This window comes from Streptomyces sp. PTY087I2 (assembly GCF_001687325.1).
GTDB lineage: Bacteria > Actinomycetota > Actinomycetes > Streptomycetales > Streptomycetaceae > Streptomyces.
The window spans coordinates 29,448-46,767 of sequence record NZ_LZRD01000015.1 but is presented as its reverse complement, the minus strand read 5'-3'; the positions used below and the strand labels follow the sequence as shown (position 1 = coordinate 46,767).

The 17,320-nt window shown below is 72.4% G+C and carries 12 protein-coding genes and 2 tRNA genes; 3 read left to right on the top strand and 11 right to left on the bottom strand.

Features of this window, described 5'->3' with window-relative positions:
• The first annotated feature begins 217 nt into the window (after nucleotides 1–217).
• Nucleotides 218–679 (top strand): pyridoxamine 5'-phosphate oxidase family protein, encoded by a 462-nt coding sequence (locus A3Q37_RS17840; protein WP_065485866.1) that lies wholly within the window; start codon nucleotides 218–220, stop codon nucleotides 677–679.
• 87 nt (nucleotides 680–766) lie between these two features.
• On the opposite strand, the gene A3Q37_RS17835 is transcribed toward A3Q37_RS17840, so the two are convergent.
• From A3Q37_RS17835 to leuS, 5 genes are all read right to left on the bottom strand, one after another.
• On the bottom strand, nucleotides 767–3,523 hold the full coding sequence (locus A3Q37_RS17835; protein ID WP_255311844.1) for a ComEC/Rec2 family competence protein: 2,757 nt from the start codon (nucleotides 3,521–3,523) through the stop codon (nucleotides 767–769).
• Entirely contained in the window at nucleotides 3,520–4,656 is a 1,137-nt protein-coding gene (locus A3Q37_RS37845) for a ComEA family DNA-binding protein (protein ID WP_255311843.1), read from the bottom strand. Before A3Q37_RS37845 ends, A3Q37_RS17835 begins: the two co-directional genes overlap by 4 nt.
• A gap of 101 nt (nucleotides 4,657–4,757) precedes the next feature.
• A complete protein-coding gene (locus A3Q37_RS17825) occupies nucleotides 4,758–5,603 on the bottom strand; it encodes a DegV family protein (protein WP_065485605.1) in 846 nt (281 codons plus the stop codon).
• Nucleotides 5,604–5,714: 111 nt separating this feature from the next.
• Complete coding sequence (locus tag A3Q37_RS17820) at nucleotides 5,715–6,500, bottom strand: hypothetical protein (protein ID WP_065485602.1); 786 nt, start codon at nucleotides 6,498–6,500, stop codon at nucleotides 5,715–5,717.
• A 150-nt stretch (nucleotides 6,501–6,650) separates the two neighbouring features.
• Nucleotides 6,651–9,518, bottom strand: a complete 2,868-nt coding sequence (gene leuS, locus A3Q37_RS17815) for a leucine--tRNA ligase (RefSeq protein ID WP_065485600.1) — start codon at nucleotides 9,516–9,518, stop codon at nucleotides 6,651–6,653.
• Nucleotides 9,519–10,051: 533 nt separating this feature from the next.
• Between leuS and A3Q37_RS17810 the strand changes: the two genes are divergently transcribed.
• Nucleotides 10,052–11,620 (top strand): hypothetical protein, encoded by a 1,569-nt coding sequence (locus tag A3Q37_RS17810; protein WP_065485596.1) that lies wholly within the window; start codon nucleotides 10,052–10,054, stop codon nucleotides 11,618–11,620.
• Complete coding sequence (locus A3Q37_RS17805; protein ID WP_065485594.1) at nucleotides 11,620–13,200, top strand: NADH-quinone oxidoreductase subunit NuoF family protein; 1,581 nt, start codon at nucleotides 11,620–11,622, stop codon at nucleotides 13,198–13,200. The genes A3Q37_RS17810 and A3Q37_RS17805 overlap by 1 nt, the downstream gene beginning before the upstream one ends.
• A gap of 51 nt (nucleotides 13,201–13,251) precedes the next feature.
• On the opposite strand, the gene A3Q37_RS17800 is transcribed toward A3Q37_RS17805, so the two are convergent.
• The 6 genes from A3Q37_RS17800 to A3Q37_RS17775 all read right to left on the bottom strand — a co-directional run bounded on the left by A3Q37_RS17800 (nucleotide 13,252) and on the right by A3Q37_RS17775 (nucleotide 17,313).
• Nucleotides 13,252–13,324: transfer RNA gene (locus A3Q37_RS17800), tRNA-Ala, on the bottom strand.
• Between the two features lie 168 nt (nucleotides 13,325–13,492).
• Nucleotides 13,493–13,726: a hypothetical protein gene (locus A3Q37_RS17795; RefSeq protein ID WP_003969224.1), complete on the bottom strand. Its 234-nt coding sequence runs from the start codon at nucleotides 13,724–13,726 to the stop codon at nucleotides 13,493–13,495.
• A 333-nt stretch (nucleotides 13,727–14,059) separates the two neighbouring features.
• Nucleotides 14,060–14,132: transfer RNA gene (locus A3Q37_RS17790), tRNA-Ala, on the bottom strand.
• Nucleotides 14,133–14,281: 149 nt separating this feature from the next.
• Complete coding sequence (locus tag A3Q37_RS17785; protein WP_065485592.1) at nucleotides 14,282–14,935, bottom strand: histidine phosphatase family protein; 654 nt, start codon at nucleotides 14,933–14,935, stop codon at nucleotides 14,282–14,284.
• A complete protein-coding gene (gene rsfS, locus A3Q37_RS17780; RefSeq protein ID WP_010062919.1) occupies nucleotides 14,932–15,363 on the bottom strand; it encodes a ribosome silencing factor in 432 nt (143 codons plus the stop codon). Before rsfS ends, A3Q37_RS17785 begins: the two co-directional genes overlap by 4 nt.
• Before the next feature lie 141 nt (nucleotides 15,364–15,504).
• Complete coding sequence (locus A3Q37_RS17775; RefSeq protein WP_065485589.1) at nucleotides 15,505–17,313, bottom strand: LCP family protein; 1,809 nt, start codon at nucleotides 17,311–17,313, stop codon at nucleotides 15,505–15,507.
• Nucleotides 17,314–17,320 lie beyond the last annotated feature (7 nt).

Genomic DNA, 17,320 nt, shown 5'->3' with positions numbered 1-17,320 from the left:
CACTTCGGGACCCTGACAGCTGGACGTCTTTGTCGGATCAGCGGCCCGCCGACGAGCATGCATTCGATCACTGATGCGGCGTTCGAGGCAAACGGAGGACCTCGGAAGGAGTTGTACGGAGGTGTTACCGAAGGTCCGTTTTTGAGAGCCCTAGGACTTCTGCCCGAGGCCCCTGGCCCGAGGCGCGAAGGCGTGACCACCCCCTAGCGTGTCGATCATGACCGAGTACGAGCCCCCGCGCAGCCGGGAACAGCGCAGGCAGGACGTCCTGGACCGCCTGCGGCAGGACGAGGACGCGTGGGTGGCGACGGCGTCCCCGGACGGCGTCCCCACCCTGGTGCCGCTGTCGTTCCTCTGGGAGGACGGCACCGGCACGCTGGTGATGGCCACCCGGCGGACCAACCCGACGGCCGTCAACGTGACTCCCGACGGGCCGATCCGGGTCACCGTGGGCCACACCCGCGACGTGGTGCTGATCGAGGGCGATGCGAGGATCGTGGAGGCGGCGGACCTCCCCACCGCGACACGGGACGCCTTCGCCGCGAAACTCCGGGGCTGGAGCCCTCGCGGCCCCCGCTGGGTGTTCCTGCGCATCACCCCCCACACCGTGCGCGCCTGGCGCGAGGAAAACGAACTCGCCGACCGCGACCTGATGCACGCAGGCACCTGGCTGCCCTGACGAGCAGGCTCCGCCCCCGGGCCGAAGCAAGGCCCGGACCGCGGAGGTCGGCGAGGTCGGCGAACGCTCGGAACCGGCCCCGCGATGTCACGACCGGCCCACCGCCCGCAGCTCCTTCCCCTCGCCCGCCACCGCGATCGGGCCGTCGGTGTCCGTGCGCAGGACCCGGGCCCCGGCCGCCCCGAGCGCGGCCAGCGTGCGGGGCGACGGATGGCCGTACGGGTTGTCCGCGCCGCAGGAGATGAGCGCCAGCCTCGGCCGTACACTGTGGAGCAGCCCGGCGTCCTGGAAGGCCGAGCCGTGGTGGGCCACCTTGAGGACGTCCACCGGGCCCGGCGCCTCCGGCCCGCGCAGCAACTCCCGCTGGGCCGGGGGTTCGAGGTCCCCGAGGAGCAGCAGCGTCAGCCCTCCGGCCGCCCGTACCCGCAGGGTGACGCTGGAGTCGTTCGCCTCCCGCACCATCGCCTGCCCCGCTCCCCCGGGCCCGGGACGGGGCCAGAGGACCCGCCACTCGACCGGGCCCGACCGGCGCTGCTCACCGGCCACGGCCCGCACCGTCGGAACCCGTGCCGCGGCCGCCGTCCTCCGTACGAACGCGGCCTGTTCGGGCGGCTCTTCGAGGCTCGTCGTCTGGATCGCGCCCACCGCCCTGCCCCGGAGCACCCCCGGCAGCCCGCGCACATGGTCGGCGTGGAAGTGGGTGAGGACCACGAGCGGAACCCGGGTCACCGCCAGATCCCGTAAACACCGGTCGACCGCCCGGGGATCGGGTCCGGCGTCGACGACCACCCCCGTGCCCTCCCCCGCCGCGAGGACCATCGCATCGCCCTGTCCCACGTCGCAGAGGGCGAACGACCAGTCGGGCGGCGGCCATCCGGTCATGATCCGGGTCAGCGGAACCGGCCGCAGCACCGCCAGCACCAGAAGCAGCCCGACAGCCGCACAGATCCAGGCGTGCCGGGCCAGCCTCGGGGCCAGAAGTACCAGCAGGACCGTGCAACCGGCCAGCAGCGCGGCGCCGGACCACCCTCCGGGCCACTGCGCCTCGGCCCCGGGAAAGCCCGCCCCCGTCCGAGCGACCTTGGCGATCCACCCGACCGGCCAGCTCGCGACCCACGCCAGCAGCTCGGCCGCCGGCGGCGCGACCGGGGCGACGGCGATGGCCGCGAACCCGAGCACCGTCGCCGGTGCCACCGCGAACTCCGCCAGCAGATTGCACGGGACCGCCACCAGGCTGACCCGCGAGGCCATGACCACCACGACGGGCGCGCACACGGCCTGCGCGGCCGCCGCCGCGGCCAGCACCTCGGCCAGCCTTCCGGGCACCCGCCGTGCCCGCAGTGCGGCACTCCACCGCGGCGCGAGCGTCAGCAGCGCACCGGTGGCCAGGACCGACAGCAGGAACCCGTAACTCCGGGCGAGCCAGGGGTCGTAGAGCACCAGGAGGACGACAGCGCCCGCCAGGGCGGGGATCAGGGATCTCCGGCGGCCCGTCCCGATCGCGAGGAGCGTGATCAGCCCGCAGGCCGCCGCACGGAGCACGCTCGGTTCCGGGCGGCACACGACGATGAACGCGAGGGTCAGCACACCGCCGATCACCGCGGTCCCGCGCAGAGAGAGCCCCAACAGAGGTGCCAGACCGCGTCGTTCCGCGCTCGACGCCGATCCCGGCGGCCCGACGAGAAGGAAGAGCAACACGGACAAATTAGCGCCGGAAACGCTGAGCAAGTGTGTCAGGTCGGTCGCTTTGAAGGCGTCGTGGAGTTCGGGCGGGACCCTGGAGGTGTCCCCGACCACCAGCCCCGGCAACAGCGCACGCGCATCCGCGTCCAGGCCGTCCGTCGCCTCCCGCAACCCGGCGCGCAGGTTTCCCGCCGCACGCTGGATCCACGTCGGGGGCCCGGTGATCCGGGGCTGCCCCGCGTCGTCCACCCGCAGGATCGCGGCGAGCCGTTCACCGTCGTGTGCGGGAGGCGAGAGCCGGCCGGCGAGCCGGAGCCGGGTGGACGGGAGCAGCTTCTGCCAGTCCGCCCGGTGGTCGCCCGCCGCGACCATGAGCAGCACCGGCGTACTGCCCCGGGTGCTCGTCCCGTCCGGCGCTCGCACCTCCATGACCTCGGCACCGATCAGGAGAAGGACCGGGGCGCTGTGGTTGCCCCGTACCGCCGGGCGGGTCGTCCGGGGATCCGAGGTCACCCGCACCTCCGCGTCGATCCGCGCATGCTCCCGAGCCAGCCCGGGCACGGGCCCGCGCCGCACATCGGCCCCATGAAGCCCGGCCACAGCCGCACCCGCCGCCGCACAGAGCAACACCGCTCCCCCAGCAGCAAGCACCTGCGCCCGCCCAACACCCCTCCGCACCCGGAACTCCCCGGCTGCCCTCCCGGCCCGGGGCACTTCCTCGTCCCTCCCGGCCCGGGGCACTCCGGTCGCCCTCCCGACCCGGGAGTCTCCGGCCGACCTCTCGGCCCGGGGCCCTCTCTCGGCCCGCCCGACCCCAGGCTCCCCGCCAGTTACCCCAGCCCGGGACTCACCAATCTCCCTCCCCCGCCGAGCAGTGCGCGAGGCCGCCATCAGCAGAGCCAGCGCCGGAACCGAGCAGGCGACGGCCACAATCACCGCCCACCGCCCCGGAAGGCCCAGCGTCGCCGCCGCGGTCGCCCAGACCGCCAGGGCCGGCGGAACCAGCCGCAGGTCCGTGGGCTCCTCCTGCCGCGAGCCCTCCCCCGTCGCCGCGCCCGCATCCCCCTCCCCGCCCGCGCATCCGGTGCTGCCCCTGTCCACGACCCGGGAATCGGGCCGGGAATCAGGCAGGCAGTCGAGCCCGGCCTCACGGCTGCTCATGGCCGTACAAGCGGCTGGAGGTCGGCGAAGCGGCGGTCGCCGATGCCGTTGACCTGGCGGAGTTCGTCGACGGATCGGAATCCGTTGTTCTCCGTGCGGTAGTCGATCATGTGCTGGGCCAGCACGGGCCCGACCCCCGGCAGGGTTTCGAGCTGCTCCGCGGTCGCCGTGTTCAGGCTCAGCAGCGCCGAGGGCCCCGCCCCGCCCGGCGCACCGGCCGGCCCGGGCCCGGCCCCGCCGCCCCCGGTCGCCCCCGTGACCGGCAGGTCGGGCACAAGACCCACCGCGACCTGCTCACCGTCCACCAGGACCCGTGCCCGGTTGATTCCCGTGAGATCCGTGCCGGCGCGTACACCGCCCGCCGCCTCAAGTGCGTCCTCCACCCGTGACCCCGCCGGAAGCCGACGGACGCCCGGCCTGCGCACCTTGCCGCTCACATCGACGACAATCTGTCCGCTCCCGCTCGGCGGCTCTCCGGCGGCCGGGCGGGGAGCCGGATCGGGGGCGCCGGACCGTAACGGATCCGGCGGCAGCGCGGGCGCCGCCGCTTCGTCCGCGACCGGTTCCGGCGCACGCACGGCCTGGGGCCGTACGGACCAGAAGTGCACAGCGGCGACGGCCACGGCGGCGAGCAGCACCAGACCGAGCACCACCGGCGTACGCGGGGCCATCCCGCAGCGGAGCCGCACCCACAACGGCAGCCGCTCCCGGACCGCCGACACGAGACGGCGCACCCTCGACGTATCGACGGGCACCTCCCCCACACTCTCGGGTCGAGGTGGTGGCGGTGCGGGCTCGGCCGCGTGACTCCCCGCCGGCTCATGTACCGCCACGGGCGCCGCATCGCTCGCGAGGCCGGAGGAGGCGCCCGCCATCAGCGCGTCCGCCCGGCGACGCGCGGCCGCCGACGCGAGGGCGGACCGCCCGCGCACGGACCGCCGCCCGCCGTGGCGCACACCGGGACGGGCCCCGGGGCGCACCCCCGCCCGGCCGCTCGGGCGAGTACCGGATCCGTGCCGCAGCCGAGCAGGCGTGGACGTGGACGTGGAATCAGACGAATCAGAAGAGTCGGACGAGGACACAGAAGCGTACGGAGCGTCGGGAGCCGACGCCCGAGAAGATCGAAGGGCCATGCCTCACGACGTTAGGCACATCCGCCGAAACCCGCTGAGCAGCCCCGATTCCTGTGGACAGCCCGGCAGTTGTGGAAAACTCGGCCACCCGGCGGAGTGAATCACCGCAAGGAGATCACCGCGCCGAGCAGCCCCGGCCCCGTGTGCGCCCCGATCACCGCGCCGACCTCGCTGACGTGGAGATCGACGAGACCGGGGACACGTTCGCGCAGCCTCTCCGCCAGGCGGTCCGCGCGCTCCTGGGCGGCGAGGTGGTGGACGGCGATGTCCACCTGGGCCGTACCCGCCCGCTCGGCGACGATCTCCTCCAGGCGGGCGATCGCCTTGGACGCCGTCCGTACCTTCTCCAGCATCTCGATCCGGCCCCCGTCGAGCTCCAGGATCGGCTTCACCGCCAGCGCGGATCCCAGCAGGGCCTGTGCCGTGCCGATGCGACCGCCCCGGCGCAGATAGTCGAGCGTGTCGACATAGAAATACGCCGAGGTGCCCGCGGCCCGCTTCTCCGCCGCCGACACCGCCTCGTCCAGGCCGCCGCCCGCCTCGGCGGCCTCCGCCGCGGCGAGGGCGCAGAACCCGAGGGCCATGGCGACCATGCCGGTGTCCACCACACGGACCGGAACGGGGGCGTCCTTCGCCGCGAGCCGCGCGGCGTCGTACGTGCCCGAGAACTCCGACGACAGATGCAGCGACACCACCGCGTCCGCTCCGGCGTCGGCCGCCGCCCGGTAGGCCGCGGCGAAGACATCGGGGCTGGGCCGGGACGTGGTCACGGAGTGGCGTTTCTGTAGAGCCAGGGCGAGCGAGCGGGCGGAGATCTCCGTGCCCTCCTCCAGCGCCTGGTCGCCCAGGACGACGGTCAGCGGCACCGCGGTGATGCCGTGCCGTTCCATCGTCGGGCGCGGCAGGTAGGCCGTGGAATCGGTGACGATAGCGACATGGCGGGACATGAGCCGGAGGTTACCTGGCGTGGTGGGAGTGCGGCAGCCCGGCCCCGGCCCCCTGATCATTCGTGGCCGCTTCGGAACACATCCGTTCGGGCCTGAACCGGCCCGCGCGCGTCAGTTCGTCGTTTCCGGCCGGGTGGACTTCTGCCAGGGGTACGTCGTGCGCGGCCGCGGGTCCGGTGCGGTGATCGCCTGCGGGCTCTCCTCGCGGGCCGGTCCTGACCACGCCTCGTCGGCCGTGCTGCTACCGGCCGAGGGGTCTGCCGAGGCCGCCGGCTCCGGCCAGTCCGTCCCGGGACCCCGGCCCGGTGTCGTGGCGGAGGCGCCCGCGCCGGACGCCCGCGACGACGGCTCGTCCACGGTCCAGTGCCGCAGCGCGCCGGCCTCGATGTCGATCTGCGCGTTCAGCGCGTCCAGGTCGTCGTCGGCGAACTGCCGTGCCCGGTCCCGCGCCGCCCAGCGCAGCGACTCCGCGGAGTGCGTGATCCGCTGCGTGCGTTCCCGCAGCTTGGGCAGCAGGCCCGCGACCGTCGCCCGGTCCGGCTCGCGCTCCAGCCGCTTCAGCTCGTCGTCCAGCTCCAGACCGTGGGCGCTCAGCCGCCGGAACAGGGCCACCGACTCCGCCAGGGACGCGTCCTCGGCGACACCGGCGTGCAGGGCGTCCTGCGTGGCCCGCATCGAGGTGCGCAGGGAGAGCCGGAGCTGGGCGAGCTCGCCCGCGACGCCCACCTGCCCGAAGCTCTTGGCCCGGAGCGTGGTGTCCTCCACCGTGCGTCGGGCCTGCGTGATCGTGCGGTCCACACCCCGCTTGGCGGCGCCGACGGCCTTCACGGTCGCGTAGACACCCAGCGCGACGAACGCGACCAGGAGCAGCGCCAGGATCGTGATCGCGGCTTCCATGAATGCCCCTCGGTGTCTCGATGCGGCCGCCGGTGCCGGTCGCCCCCTCCACCGTAAACGGAACGGGCAGGCCGAGGGTTCCTTCGGAACCCCCAACCTGCCCGTAGGGGATGGCCCTAACCGTTCACCGCGAACGGCGGCGGACGGCCGTCACGCGGGGACGATGTTCACCAGCTTCGGCGCCCGCACGATCACCTTGCGGATGCCCGCCCCGCCCAGCGCCGCGACGACCGCGTCGTCGGCCAGGGCCAGCGCCTCCAGCTCCTCGTCCGTGATGGCGGGCGAGATCTCCAGGCGGGCCCGGACCTTGCCCTTGATCTGGACGACACACGTGACGGTCTCGTCGACCACGTACGCCGGGTCGGCCACCGGGAAGTCCTGGTGGACGACGGAGTCGGTGTGGCCCAGCCGGCGCCACAGCTCCTCCGCGATGTGCGGGGCCAGCGGGGCGATCAGCAGGACCAGCCGCTCGGCGACCGAGCGCGACAGCGGGCCGCCGGCCTTGGTCAGGTGGTTGTTCAGCTCGGTGACCTTGGCGATGGCGGTGTTGAACCGCATCCCCGCCATGTCCTGGCCGACCCCGTCGATCGCCTTGTGCAGGGCGCGCAGCGTGTCCTCGCCGGGCTCCGTGTCGACGACGGTGACCTCGCCGGTCTCCTCGTCGACGACGTTGCGCCACAGCCGCTGCAACAGCCGGTACTGGCCGACCACGGCACGCGTGTCCCAGGGGCGCGACACGTCCAGCGGGCCCATCGCCATCTCGTACAGGCGCAGGGTGTCCGCGCCGTACTCCGCGCAGATCTTGTCCGGCGTGATCGCGTTCTTCAGGGACTTGCCCATCTTGCCCAGGACGCGGCTGACCTTTTCGCCCGCGTAGTAGAACGCGTCGTCGCGCTCCTCCACCTCGGCGGCGGGGACGGGGATGCCCCGGCTGTCGTGGTAGACGAAGGCCTGGATCATGCCCTGGTTGTACAGCTTGTGGAACGGCTCGGCCGAGGAGATGTGGCCCAGGTCGTGCAGCACCTTGGACCAGAAACGCGCGTACAGCAGGTGCAGCACGGCGTGCTCGGCGCCGCCGACGTACAGGTCGACGCCGCCGGTCGGCTGCCCCTCGCGCGGGCCCATCCAGTACTGCTCGATCGACGGGTCGACCAGCTGACGGTCGTTGTTCGGGTCCAGGTAGCGCAGCTCGTACCAGCAGGAACCGGCCCAGTTGGGCATGGTGTTGGTCTCGCGACGGTATTTCTTGGGGCCGTCGCCCAGGTCCAGCGTCACGTTCACCCAGTCGGCGTTGCGCGACAGCGGGGTCTCGGGCTGAGCGGACGCGTCCTCCGGGTCGAAGGTGCGCGGCGAGTAGTCCTCGACCTCGGGCAGCTCCAGCGGCAGCATCGACTCGGGCAGCGGGTGGGCGATGCCGTCCTCGTCGTACACGATCGGGAAGGGCTCGCCCCAGTAGCGCTGCCGGCTGAACAGCCAGTCGCGCAGCCGGAAGTTGACGGTGCCCTCGCCGACGCCGTGCTCCCCCAGCCACTCGGTGATCTTCGCCTTGGCCTCGACGACGCCCAGGCCGTCCAGCGAGATCTCGTCGTTGGCGGAGTTGACCAGCTTCGCGTCGTACGAGCTGAAGGCGTCGTCCCAGGTGGCGGGGTCGGTGCCGCGGTCGTCGGAGGGCTGGACGACACAGCGCATCGGCAGCTCGAAGGCGCGCGCGAAGGCGAAGTCGCGCGCGTCGTGCGCCGGTACGGCCATGATCGCGCCGGTGCCGTAGCCCATCAGGACGTAGTCGGCGATGAAGACGGGGACCTTTTCGCCGCTGACGGGGTTGGTGGCGTACGCGCCGGTGAAGACACCGGTCTTGTCCTTGGCCTCGGCCTGCCGCTCGACGTCCGACTTGGCGGCGGCCTGCTTGCGGTACGCGGTGACGGCCTCGGCCGGGCTCGCGTGGCCGCCGGTCCACACCGGGTGGGTGCCCTCGGGCCAGGCGGCCGGAATGATCCGCTCCACCATGTCGTGCTCGGGCGCCAGCACCATGTACGTGGCGCCGAACAGGGTGTCCTGGCGGGTGGTGAAGACGGTGATGCCGCCCGCGGTGTCCACCGGGAACTCGACCCGGGCGCCCTCGGAGCGGCCGATCCAGTTGCGCTGCTGCAACTTGATGGCCTCGGGCCAGTCCAGCCCGTCCAGGTCGTTCAGCAGCCGGTCGGCGTAGGCGGTGATGCGCATGTTCCACTGGCGCAGCTTGGCCTTGAAGACGGGGAAGTTGCCGCGCTCGGAACGGCCGTCGGCGGTGACCTCCTCGTTGGCCAGCACGGTGCCCAGGCCGGGCGACCAGTTCACCGGGGCGTCGGAGGCGTACGCCAGTCGGTACTCGCCCAGCAGGTCGGCGCGCTCGGTGGCGCTCAGCGCGCTCCACTCACGGCCGTCGGGAGTCGCGCGCGTCCCGCTCTCGAACTGCTCGACCAGCTCGGCGATCGGGCGGGCCCGGTCGGCCTCGGTGTCGTACCAGGAGTTGAAGATCTGGAGGAAGATCCACTGCGTCCACTTGTAGTACTCGGCGTCGATCGTCGCGAAGGAGCGGCGGTTGTCGTGGCCCAGTCCCAGCCGGCGCAGCTGGACCTTCATGTTCTCCATGTTGGCCTCGGTGGAGACCCGGGGGTGGGTGCCCGTCTGCACCGCGTACTGCTCGGCGGGCAGGCCGAACGCGTCGAAGCCCAGGGTGTGCAGCACGTTGTGGCCGGTCATCCGCTGGTGGCGGGCGTAGACATCGGTGGCGATGTAGCCCAGCGGGTGTCCGACGTGCAGACCCGAACCCGAGGGGTACGGGAACATGTCCATGATGAACTTCTTCGGCTTGGCGGCCAGCTCCGGGTCGCCCGCCAGGTCACCGGTGGGGTTCGGCGCCTCGTACGTCCCCTCGGCGTCCCAGAAGTCCTGCCAGCGTGCCTCGATGTCGGCGGCCATCGCCGCCGTGTAGCGGTGCGGCGCGGCCGTCTCGGCAGCGGAATTCGTCTCGCTCATGATCCTCAAAGCTCCATCGATCGTCATCTGCCGGGAAACGAAAAATCCCCTCGCACAGGAGGGGACGCCGCGCTGACTCCGACCAGGCGTTCTCACCGGTCGGGACTCTTCAGCGCGGCTCGCTAAGCAGAAGGCGTACGGCACGCATGGCGTCAGGGTACCGCACGGGCCCGGAGGGCAGCGGGGAGTAACCGGAGGGCGGACATCACACGCACGTGCCCGAACCCCCACCACCCCGGGCACCACTCTCCGTAGTCGGAACATGGTGTTCCCGTGTCTGTGGGGTGTGTGCGGTGCGCGCTTCCCATGAGGTTTTCGCGGAGTCCTGGGGCGACCCCGGGGGCCGGGAGAACGCCCGGGAAGCAGGGGTTACTCCGCGTACCGACCTCTATCGGGGCAACCGAGCAAACCTCGTACTGGTTGGTATGGGGCGTCCTAGCATGCGGCAACGGGACCGCTTTGCCGAACTATTCGGAGTCGCCCCCATGAACCCTCATCGCAAGATCCGCGTATCCCCCAGCATGAGCCCCGCAATGAGTCGGCCGGTACAGGGCGGCCTGACTGTCGCCGCGTTGGTCTTCGTCCCTCTGTTCGCCGTCGCAGGGAGCGACGAGCTGCGCGCCACCCTCGATTTCACCACCGGCGTCCTGTCGCTGGTGTCGCTCAGCGCCGCCGTCGCCTGGGGCCTGCTGGCCACGGACCGGCTGTTCCTCTCCACCCGTCAGCGCATCGTCTGCCAGGGCATCCACCGGGCCACCGCCATAGCCTCGCTCGGCTTCCTGCTGCTGCACGGAACCGTGAAGGTCGCCCTCGGGCATGTGGCGCTGATCGGCGCCCTCATACCCTTCAGCCTCGGCGTGACCGGTGCGTCGGGGCTGATCGGTTTCGGTTCGCTGGCCGGGCTGCTGATGGTCGTCACGGCGGCGACCGGAGCCCTGCGCAGCGCCTTCGCGCAGCCCTCCCCCAAGGCCGCCCGGCTCGGGCAGTCGCTGGGGTCGCCCCGGGACACGGGCGGGATCGCGGGCCGGTGGCGCGCCGTGCACGCGCTGGCGTATCCGGCGTGGTGCGCCGCGCTGATCCACGGCCTGTACGCGGGGCGTGCGCCTGCCACCTGGGTGGTCGTGATGTACGGGCTCTGTCTCGCCGGAGTCGCCGGGGCGCTGTGCCTGCGGCTGCTGCCGCGCCCGACGAAGCGGCGGATCGCCGACCGGGTCGCCGAACTGCTGGGCCAGGGGCCCCCGGCCGCCCCCGATCCGGTCCTGCGGGAGTCCTCCTCGTCCGCCGGGGAGCCCTGGTCCGATCCGGCCGCCTGGAGCGAGCCGGACCGGGACGTACGGGGCACGCCCGTGCGCCCGCGCACGCTCTCGGCGCCGATGCCCCCGACCGCGCCCCCTCCCACGGCGATCCCCGGCGCGCTGCACGAAGCGCCGACGGAAACGCTGTACGGCGGCCGGTCACCTCTGTACGAGTCGCCGCCCAACGAATCCCCTCTGTACGAGCCCCCGCTGAACGAGTCCCGTCCGAACGAGTCCCCGCTGTACGAGCCGCCGCCCCGCAGCGCCGACCGCATCGCCTTCGGCCCGCCGGAGGGGCTGTCGAACCCGGGGCGGAGCAAGGCGGGGCCGGGGCCCGGGACAGGCATAACAGCCGGGTACCGCGCCGTCTCGCTGGGCGGCGGCCCGTCGGCCCCGCCGGAGCCCCGCTGGCCCTCACCGTCCCCCGCCCCGCCCGGGCAGGCGCACCACGGTCCGGACCGGCAGAACCCACCGGCGTACAGCACGCAGGAGCACGCGTACGCGACGTCCCCCTACGAAACACCGGAGCACGGCACACCGAGGTACGGCACCCCGGAACGCGCCGCACCGGAATCCGGCGGACCCGAACCCGGCACACCCGAAGCCGGCGCACCGACGTACGTGACATCGGAGTACGCCGGCGCACCGACCGCGTACGACACCCCGGCGTACGACACCACCGCATCCGCTCCCATCACCTCGCCCTCACCCTCACCCTTCCCCGCGCCCCGGGCCGAACCGGAGCCCGGGCCGTTCACCGCGCCCCCGGCCGGCGAACCCTGGCACGCACCCGCAGGAGACCGATAGTGAACGTCCCCCTCCCCGATGTGCCCGAGGTCCGCGTCGTCGGACTGCCGCAACTGACCACCGGCTTCGACCTGGTGGAGCGGCTCGACCTCGCCATGCACCTCAAGGTGCACGGGCCGCTGGAGCCGATGACCGGTGAGCGGCTGGCCGAACTGGCCGAAACGATCTCTCTGCGCGGAAGGGGAGGCGCCGGTTTCCCGTTCGGCAAGAAGCTGCGAGCGGTGGCGAAGGCGTCCATCCGGCGCGGGGTGCGGCCCGTCGTGGTGATCAACGGCAGCGAGGGCGAACCCGCCTGCCGCAAGGACACCGTCCTGCTCAACCGCGCCCCGCACCTGATCCTGGACGGTGCGCTGCTGGCCGCGGAGGCGCTCGGCGCGCGCACCCTGGTCGTCGCCGTCACCCGCAACTCCACGGAGATCTCCGTACGGGCCGCCCTCGCCGAACGCGGCCTCTCCGACCGGCGCGGCCAGCAGCTGCGCGCCCGCGTGATCCGCACCCCGGAACGCATGGTCTCGGGCGAGGCGTCCTCGGTGATCCGGGCGGCGAACGGCGGGCCCGCCCTGCCGCCGGGCCGGCGCGAGCGGGCGGCGGAGACCGGGGTGGGCGGCGCGCCGACGCTGCTGTCGAACGCGGAGACGTACGCCCAGCTCGCCGTCGCCGCCCGGATCGGCCCCCGCCGCTACGGGCACACCGGGCTGCCGAACGAACCTGGCACCGTCCTGCTCACCGTCTCGGGCGCCGTGGCGAGGCCCATGGTCGTCGAGGTGCCGACCGGGGTGCCGCTGCGGTACGTCCTGGAGCTGGCCGGGGCCCCGCCGCTCCCCCAGGGCGTGCTGACCGGCGGCTACCACGGCAACTGGATCGACGCGGTCTCCTCGCACAACGCCGTGGTCTCCCGCGAGTCCCTGGCCACCGTGGGGGGCGCCCTCGGCGCGGGGGCCATCCTGCCGATCGGCCCGGACACCTGCCCGCTCGGCGAGTCCCTCCGGATAGCCAACTGGCTGGCCGCCGAGACCGCCGGACAGTGCGGCCCGTGCAAGCTGGGGCTCCCCGCCGCCGCGGGCGGGCTCTCCGACGTGCTGAACGGCGGCGGGCCCGCCGCCCTGGAGGCCCTGCGCGAGGTCACGCAGGCCGTGAAGGGCCGCGGGGCGTGCAAACACCCGGACGGCTCGGCCCGGTTCCTGCTCTCGACCCTGTCGGCATTCACGGACGACCTCGCCGCACACGTTCTGGACGGCGGCTGCGGCCGCGAGACGGTCGGGGTGCTGCCGCTGCCCGCACCGGGCTACCAGGATCTGGAGGAGTCGATTCCGAGCGGCGAGAAGCTCGCGGTCGACTGGACGCTCTGCCAGGGCCACGGCCTGTGCGCGGACATCGCCCCCGAGCTCATCCGGCTGGGCGCGGACGGCTATCCGGCGGTGGCGGACGCCGCCGTTCCGATGCATCTGCGCGGGCGTGCCCAGCGGGCCGTACGGCGCTGCCCCGCCCTGGCGCTCCGTATCGAGCAACCGCCGGCCGAACAGCGTCCCGCCCTGCCGACCGCCCCTCATCGGCGCGCATTGGGCAGTGGGCGCGGCTGAAACAGAAGAAGCGGGCCACCCGATCCGGGTGGCCCGCTTCTGTCGATCCTGTGGAGCTAAGGAGAATTGAACTCCTGACCTCCTGCATGCCATGCAGGCGCTCTACCAACTGAGCTATAGCCCCTTGCTGCTTGCCGCCCGGTTTCCCTGGCGACATCGAGAACATTACACGGTCCCCCCGGTGCTTCACCAAATCGTTTCCGGTCTGCACCGATACGCCCGAATCATCCAGGGCGTTCGCCCCTCAGCCGCAGGTCAGACGGCTACAGGTCGCGAGCCGTACGGTCCTGGATCAGGCGGTCGCGAAGGAGTAGAAGCGCTTCAGGGTGCAGTGCTCCTCCAGGAGCCGCCCGTAGATCGGCTCCCCCTCCAGTTCCCGGTAGGTCTCGATGGGGTCGCCTTTTATGATCAGCGCCCGTGCGCATTCCTCGCACCAGTACTGGTACTCCGCGTTGACCGGGTCCATGTCCCTGACGATGGGCGTACCGCTGCCGCACCAGTCGCATTTACGCCTGTGTGCACCCATCAGTCAGCTCCAGCTGTGGCCGCAGGCCGTGCACACGTAGGAGACCCCTCCGTTGTCACCCAGGACCTGGGCGACATGGGACGAACCGCAGGACGGACAGCCGAGACGGGATCGAACGTCGGACGTTACGGGGCCGGGGGGCGAGGCGGCGACAAGGCGCTGGTCGGGGACGTGTTCGCGACTCGCAGGCATCGCGCTCCCTCCCGATCGGTACGTCGCCCCCTCCGGCGTTCCGATTCTGCCATGGCCCCGCAAGAGGGGCAGCCCGCTCGGCGCCCTCCGTCCCCTCCATGCAGAAGATCCCGCCCCCTGATGGGGACGGGATCCTGATTGTGGAGCTAAGGAGAATTGAACTCCTGACCTCCTGCATGCCATGCAGGCGCTCTACCAACTGAGCTATAGCCCCGCTGTTCGCTGTGTTTCCCTGCGTTTCCGCGCTGCGAACAAGATGAACTTTAGCCTGCGACCGGCCGGAAAGTGAAATCCGGCCGGGGCCGCCCGGGGACGGCCCGCGAACGGCCTCCCGACGGCCGCCGAACGGCCGCCCGGCAGGCCCTAGTCGTCGTCGCCGAGCACCGGCTCCGGGAGCGTGCCGGCGTTGTGCTCCAGCAGGCGCCAGCCGCGCGCGCCCTCCCCGAGGACGGACCAGCAGCAGTTGGACAGCCCGCCGAGCGACTCCCAGTGGTGCGCCTCCAGGCCCAGCAGCCGGCCGATCGTCGTCCTGATCGTGCCGCCGTGGCTGACGACGACGAGCGTGCCGTCGTCCGGAAGCTTCTCGGCGTGCTCCAGAACGACCGGAGCCGCCCGGTCGGCGACCTCGGTCTCCAGCTCGCCGCCGCCCCGGCGCACGGGCTCGCCGCGCTTCCAGGCGGCGTACTGCTCGCCGTGGCGCTCGACGATCTCCTGGTGCGTCAGCCCCTGCCACTCGCCCGCGTACGTCTCACGGAGTGCCGCGTCGTGGGCGACGGTGAGGCCGCTGACGGCGGAGAGCTCGGCGGCCGTGGCCGCCGCCCGCCGGAGGTCGGAGGCCACGATGGCGTCCGGCTTCAGCGAGGCGAGCAGCCGGGCGGCGCGGCGGGCCTGCTGGACGCCGGCCTCGGTCAGCTCGATGTCCGTGGAGCCCTGGAAGCGGCGCTCCAGGTTCCACGCCGTCTGGCCGTGCCGCCAGAGGACGATTCTGCGGCCCTTGCCGCTCTTGCTGCCGTTCAGCTCTGGTCACCTTCCGTGCCGCCGTTGAGCTGTGCGTGCTCCTCGGCCTTGCCGCGGGTCTTGATCGCGTCCTCGGGGAGGGCGATCTCCGGGCAGTCCTTCCACAGGCGCTCCAGCGCGTAGAAGACGCGCTCCTCGCTGTGCTGGACGTGGATGACGATGTCGACGTAGTCGAGGAGGATCCAGCGGGCGTCGCGGTCGCCCTCGCGGCGCACCGGCTTGGCGCCGAGCTCCTTCTGGAGCCGCTCCTCGATCTCGTCGACGATCGACTTGACCTGGCGGTCGTTGGGGGCCGAGGCCAGCAGGAAGGCGTCGGTGATCGACAGCACATCGCTGACGTCGTAGGCGATGATGTCGTGCGCGAGCCGGTCGGCGGCCGCCTGGGCGGCGGCGTTGATGAGCTCGATGGAGCGGTCCGTGGCGGTCACATGCAGGCTTTCGTCGGCGGTCGGATACGACCTCTAGGGTCTCACGGACCGCCGACAGCGCCTTACTGCGTTTCGCCGCCCGGGGCCGCGGGCCGCCGCCGGCCGCCGCCTCGGGGCCGCCGGTCGGCGGCCCCGGGCGGGCTACTGGACCTTGTAGTCCTGGCCGAGGACCGCGGACACGTCGGCGTTGGCGGCCGGCTCGCCCTTCTTCACGTCGCCCGCGGCAAGACCCAGGGTCTTGGCCACCTCGACGGCCTTCTCCTTGTCCTCCGCGGACCGGTAGAGCACGACGGACGACGCCTCTGCCGCGGCCTTGCCGCTGTCCACGAAGGCGTAACCGCCGTTGACCAGCTGGACCCGGGCGGCCTCCGCGGCGTTCTGGTTGCCGGTGGCGTTGCGGACGGCGACCCGGAGCGGAGCGCCCTCCTCGGGGGCCTTCACCGTGCCGCCGAGGATGTCCTTGACGACGCCGCGGGTGTCCGCCTCGGTGAGCGTGCCGTCCTCCTGGGCCGGCAGCAGGACCGTCTTGTAGTCGCCGACCTTGGCCCGCGAGGCCAGCTTGGCGAGCGAGGCCCCGAGGTCCTTCTCGGGCAGCGACGGGTCGAGCACCTGGAGCAGCGTCTCGATGGTGACGGTGGCGGCCTTGGGGTCCTCGGAGATCTTGCGCAGCGTGGCCCGCATGACCTCGCCGAAGCGGGCCAGCTGCTTGGCCTCGGGCTCGCCCTGCGCGCGGTAGGTGGCGTACGCGACGGCCATCGGGCCGCTGAGGGTCTGGGCCTCGCCCTTGTTCACCAGGGCCGATTCGCCCTTCTTCGCGGCGGGCACCTCGGTGTCGGTGTCGACCTCGATGTTGCCGACCAGCTCGACGAGGTTCTCCAGGTACGGGGTGTCCAGCCGCCAGGTGCCGGTGATCCGGGTGCCCAGGAGGGTGTCGATCGACTCCCGGGTGCCGGTCCTGCCGTCGTCCTCGACGGACTTGCCGAGCGTGGTGGTGGTCCCGTCGTCGCCCGCGACGGCGAGGGAGTTGGGCAGCAGGACGGTGGTGCCCTGCTTGGTGGTGGCGTTGTCGACGAGCAGCGCCGTCGAGGTGCCGCCCTTCTTTGTGTCGTGCAGATGCACCACGATCATGTCGCGCTGCTGGGCCCCGGCGGCGACGGCCTTCTTCTCGTCCGGTCCGGACAGGCCCGGAATCATGTCGGCGGACCACAGATAGCCGGCCCCGCCGACGACGACGAGAACGGCGACGACTATCAGGGCGACCATGCGGTTGCGGCCCTTGCGCCGGGCCTCCTCGCGCCGCTCGCTGCGGCTCTCGGTGAACTTCAGCCAGTCGATGACGTCTTCGGAGTCCTCGTCGGGCTCCTCGATGAACGAGAACTGCTCGGTGCGGTAGTCGGGGGCGGGCTTGCGCTGCCCGGGAAGCCCGGCATCGGCCTCCGCCTCCGGCCCGGCCTCCTGCGGCGAGTGCTGTACGGGTGACTGCTGTACGGGGTTCTGCCGCGGGGCCTGTTCCGGTGCGGGGGCGGCGCCCTGCTGCGGGATGCTCCAGTGCTCGCCGGTGTCGACCGCGGCGGGCTGCTGCCCGGTGGCGTAGCCGTAGTCGGTGTACGAGCCGTAGCCGTACCCCTGGCCGCCGCCCTGGCCCTGCGGCGCCTGGCCCTGCTGGTGGCCTTGCTGCTGACCCTGCTGACCGGTGGCGTACGGGTCGTAGCCCTGCTGCTGGGGGTTGCCGTACGCGTCGTAGCCGTAGCCGTAACCGGTCGTGTCCTGGGTCTGGTGGCCCTGGCCCTGCTGGGCGGCGTAGGGGTCGTGGCCCTGGCCCTGCTGGTCGTACGGCTGGTAGCTCTGCTGCTGCCCCTGCTGCTGGTAGACCGGCTGCCCGTACGCGTCGTAGCCGACGATCTGCGGCTCCTGGTAGTACGGGTCGTACGGGTTCTGTCGGTCGTTCACCGGTGCC

Excerpts from the sequence above, each read along its gene's own strand:
- A3Q37_RS17835 (WP_255311844.1), bottom strand. The coding sequence starts at position 3,523 with ATGAGCAGCCGTGAGGCCGGGCTCGACTGCCTGCCTGATTCCCGGCCC.
- A3Q37_RS17820 (WP_065485602.1), bottom strand. The coding sequence starts at position 6,500 with ATGGAAGCCGCGATCACGATCCTGGCGCTGCTCCTGGTCGCGTTCGTC.
- A3Q37_RS17825 (WP_065485605.1), bottom strand. The coding sequence starts at position 5,603 with ATGTCCCGCCATGTCGCTATCGTCACCGATTCCACGGCCTACCTGCCG.
- leuS (WP_065485600.1), bottom strand. The coding sequence starts at position 9,518 with ATGAGCGAGACGAATTCCGCTGCCGAGACGGCCGCGCCGCACCGCTAC.
- A3Q37_RS17810 (WP_065485596.1), top strand. The coding sequence starts at position 10,052 with ATGAGTCGGCCGGTACAGGGCGGCCTGACTGTCGCCGCGTTGGTCTTC.
- A3Q37_RS37845 (WP_255311843.1), bottom strand. The coding sequence starts at position 4,656 with ATGGCCCTTCGATCTTCTCGGGCGTCGGCTCCCGACGCTCCGTACGCT.
- A3Q37_RS17795 (WP_003969224.1), bottom strand. The coding sequence starts at position 13,726 with ATGGGTGCACACAGGCGTAAATGCGACTGGTGCGGCAGCGGTACGCCC.
- A3Q37_RS17840 (WP_065485866.1), top strand. The coding sequence starts at position 218 with ATGACCGAGTACGAGCCCCCGCGCAGCCGGGAACAGCGCAGGCAGGAC.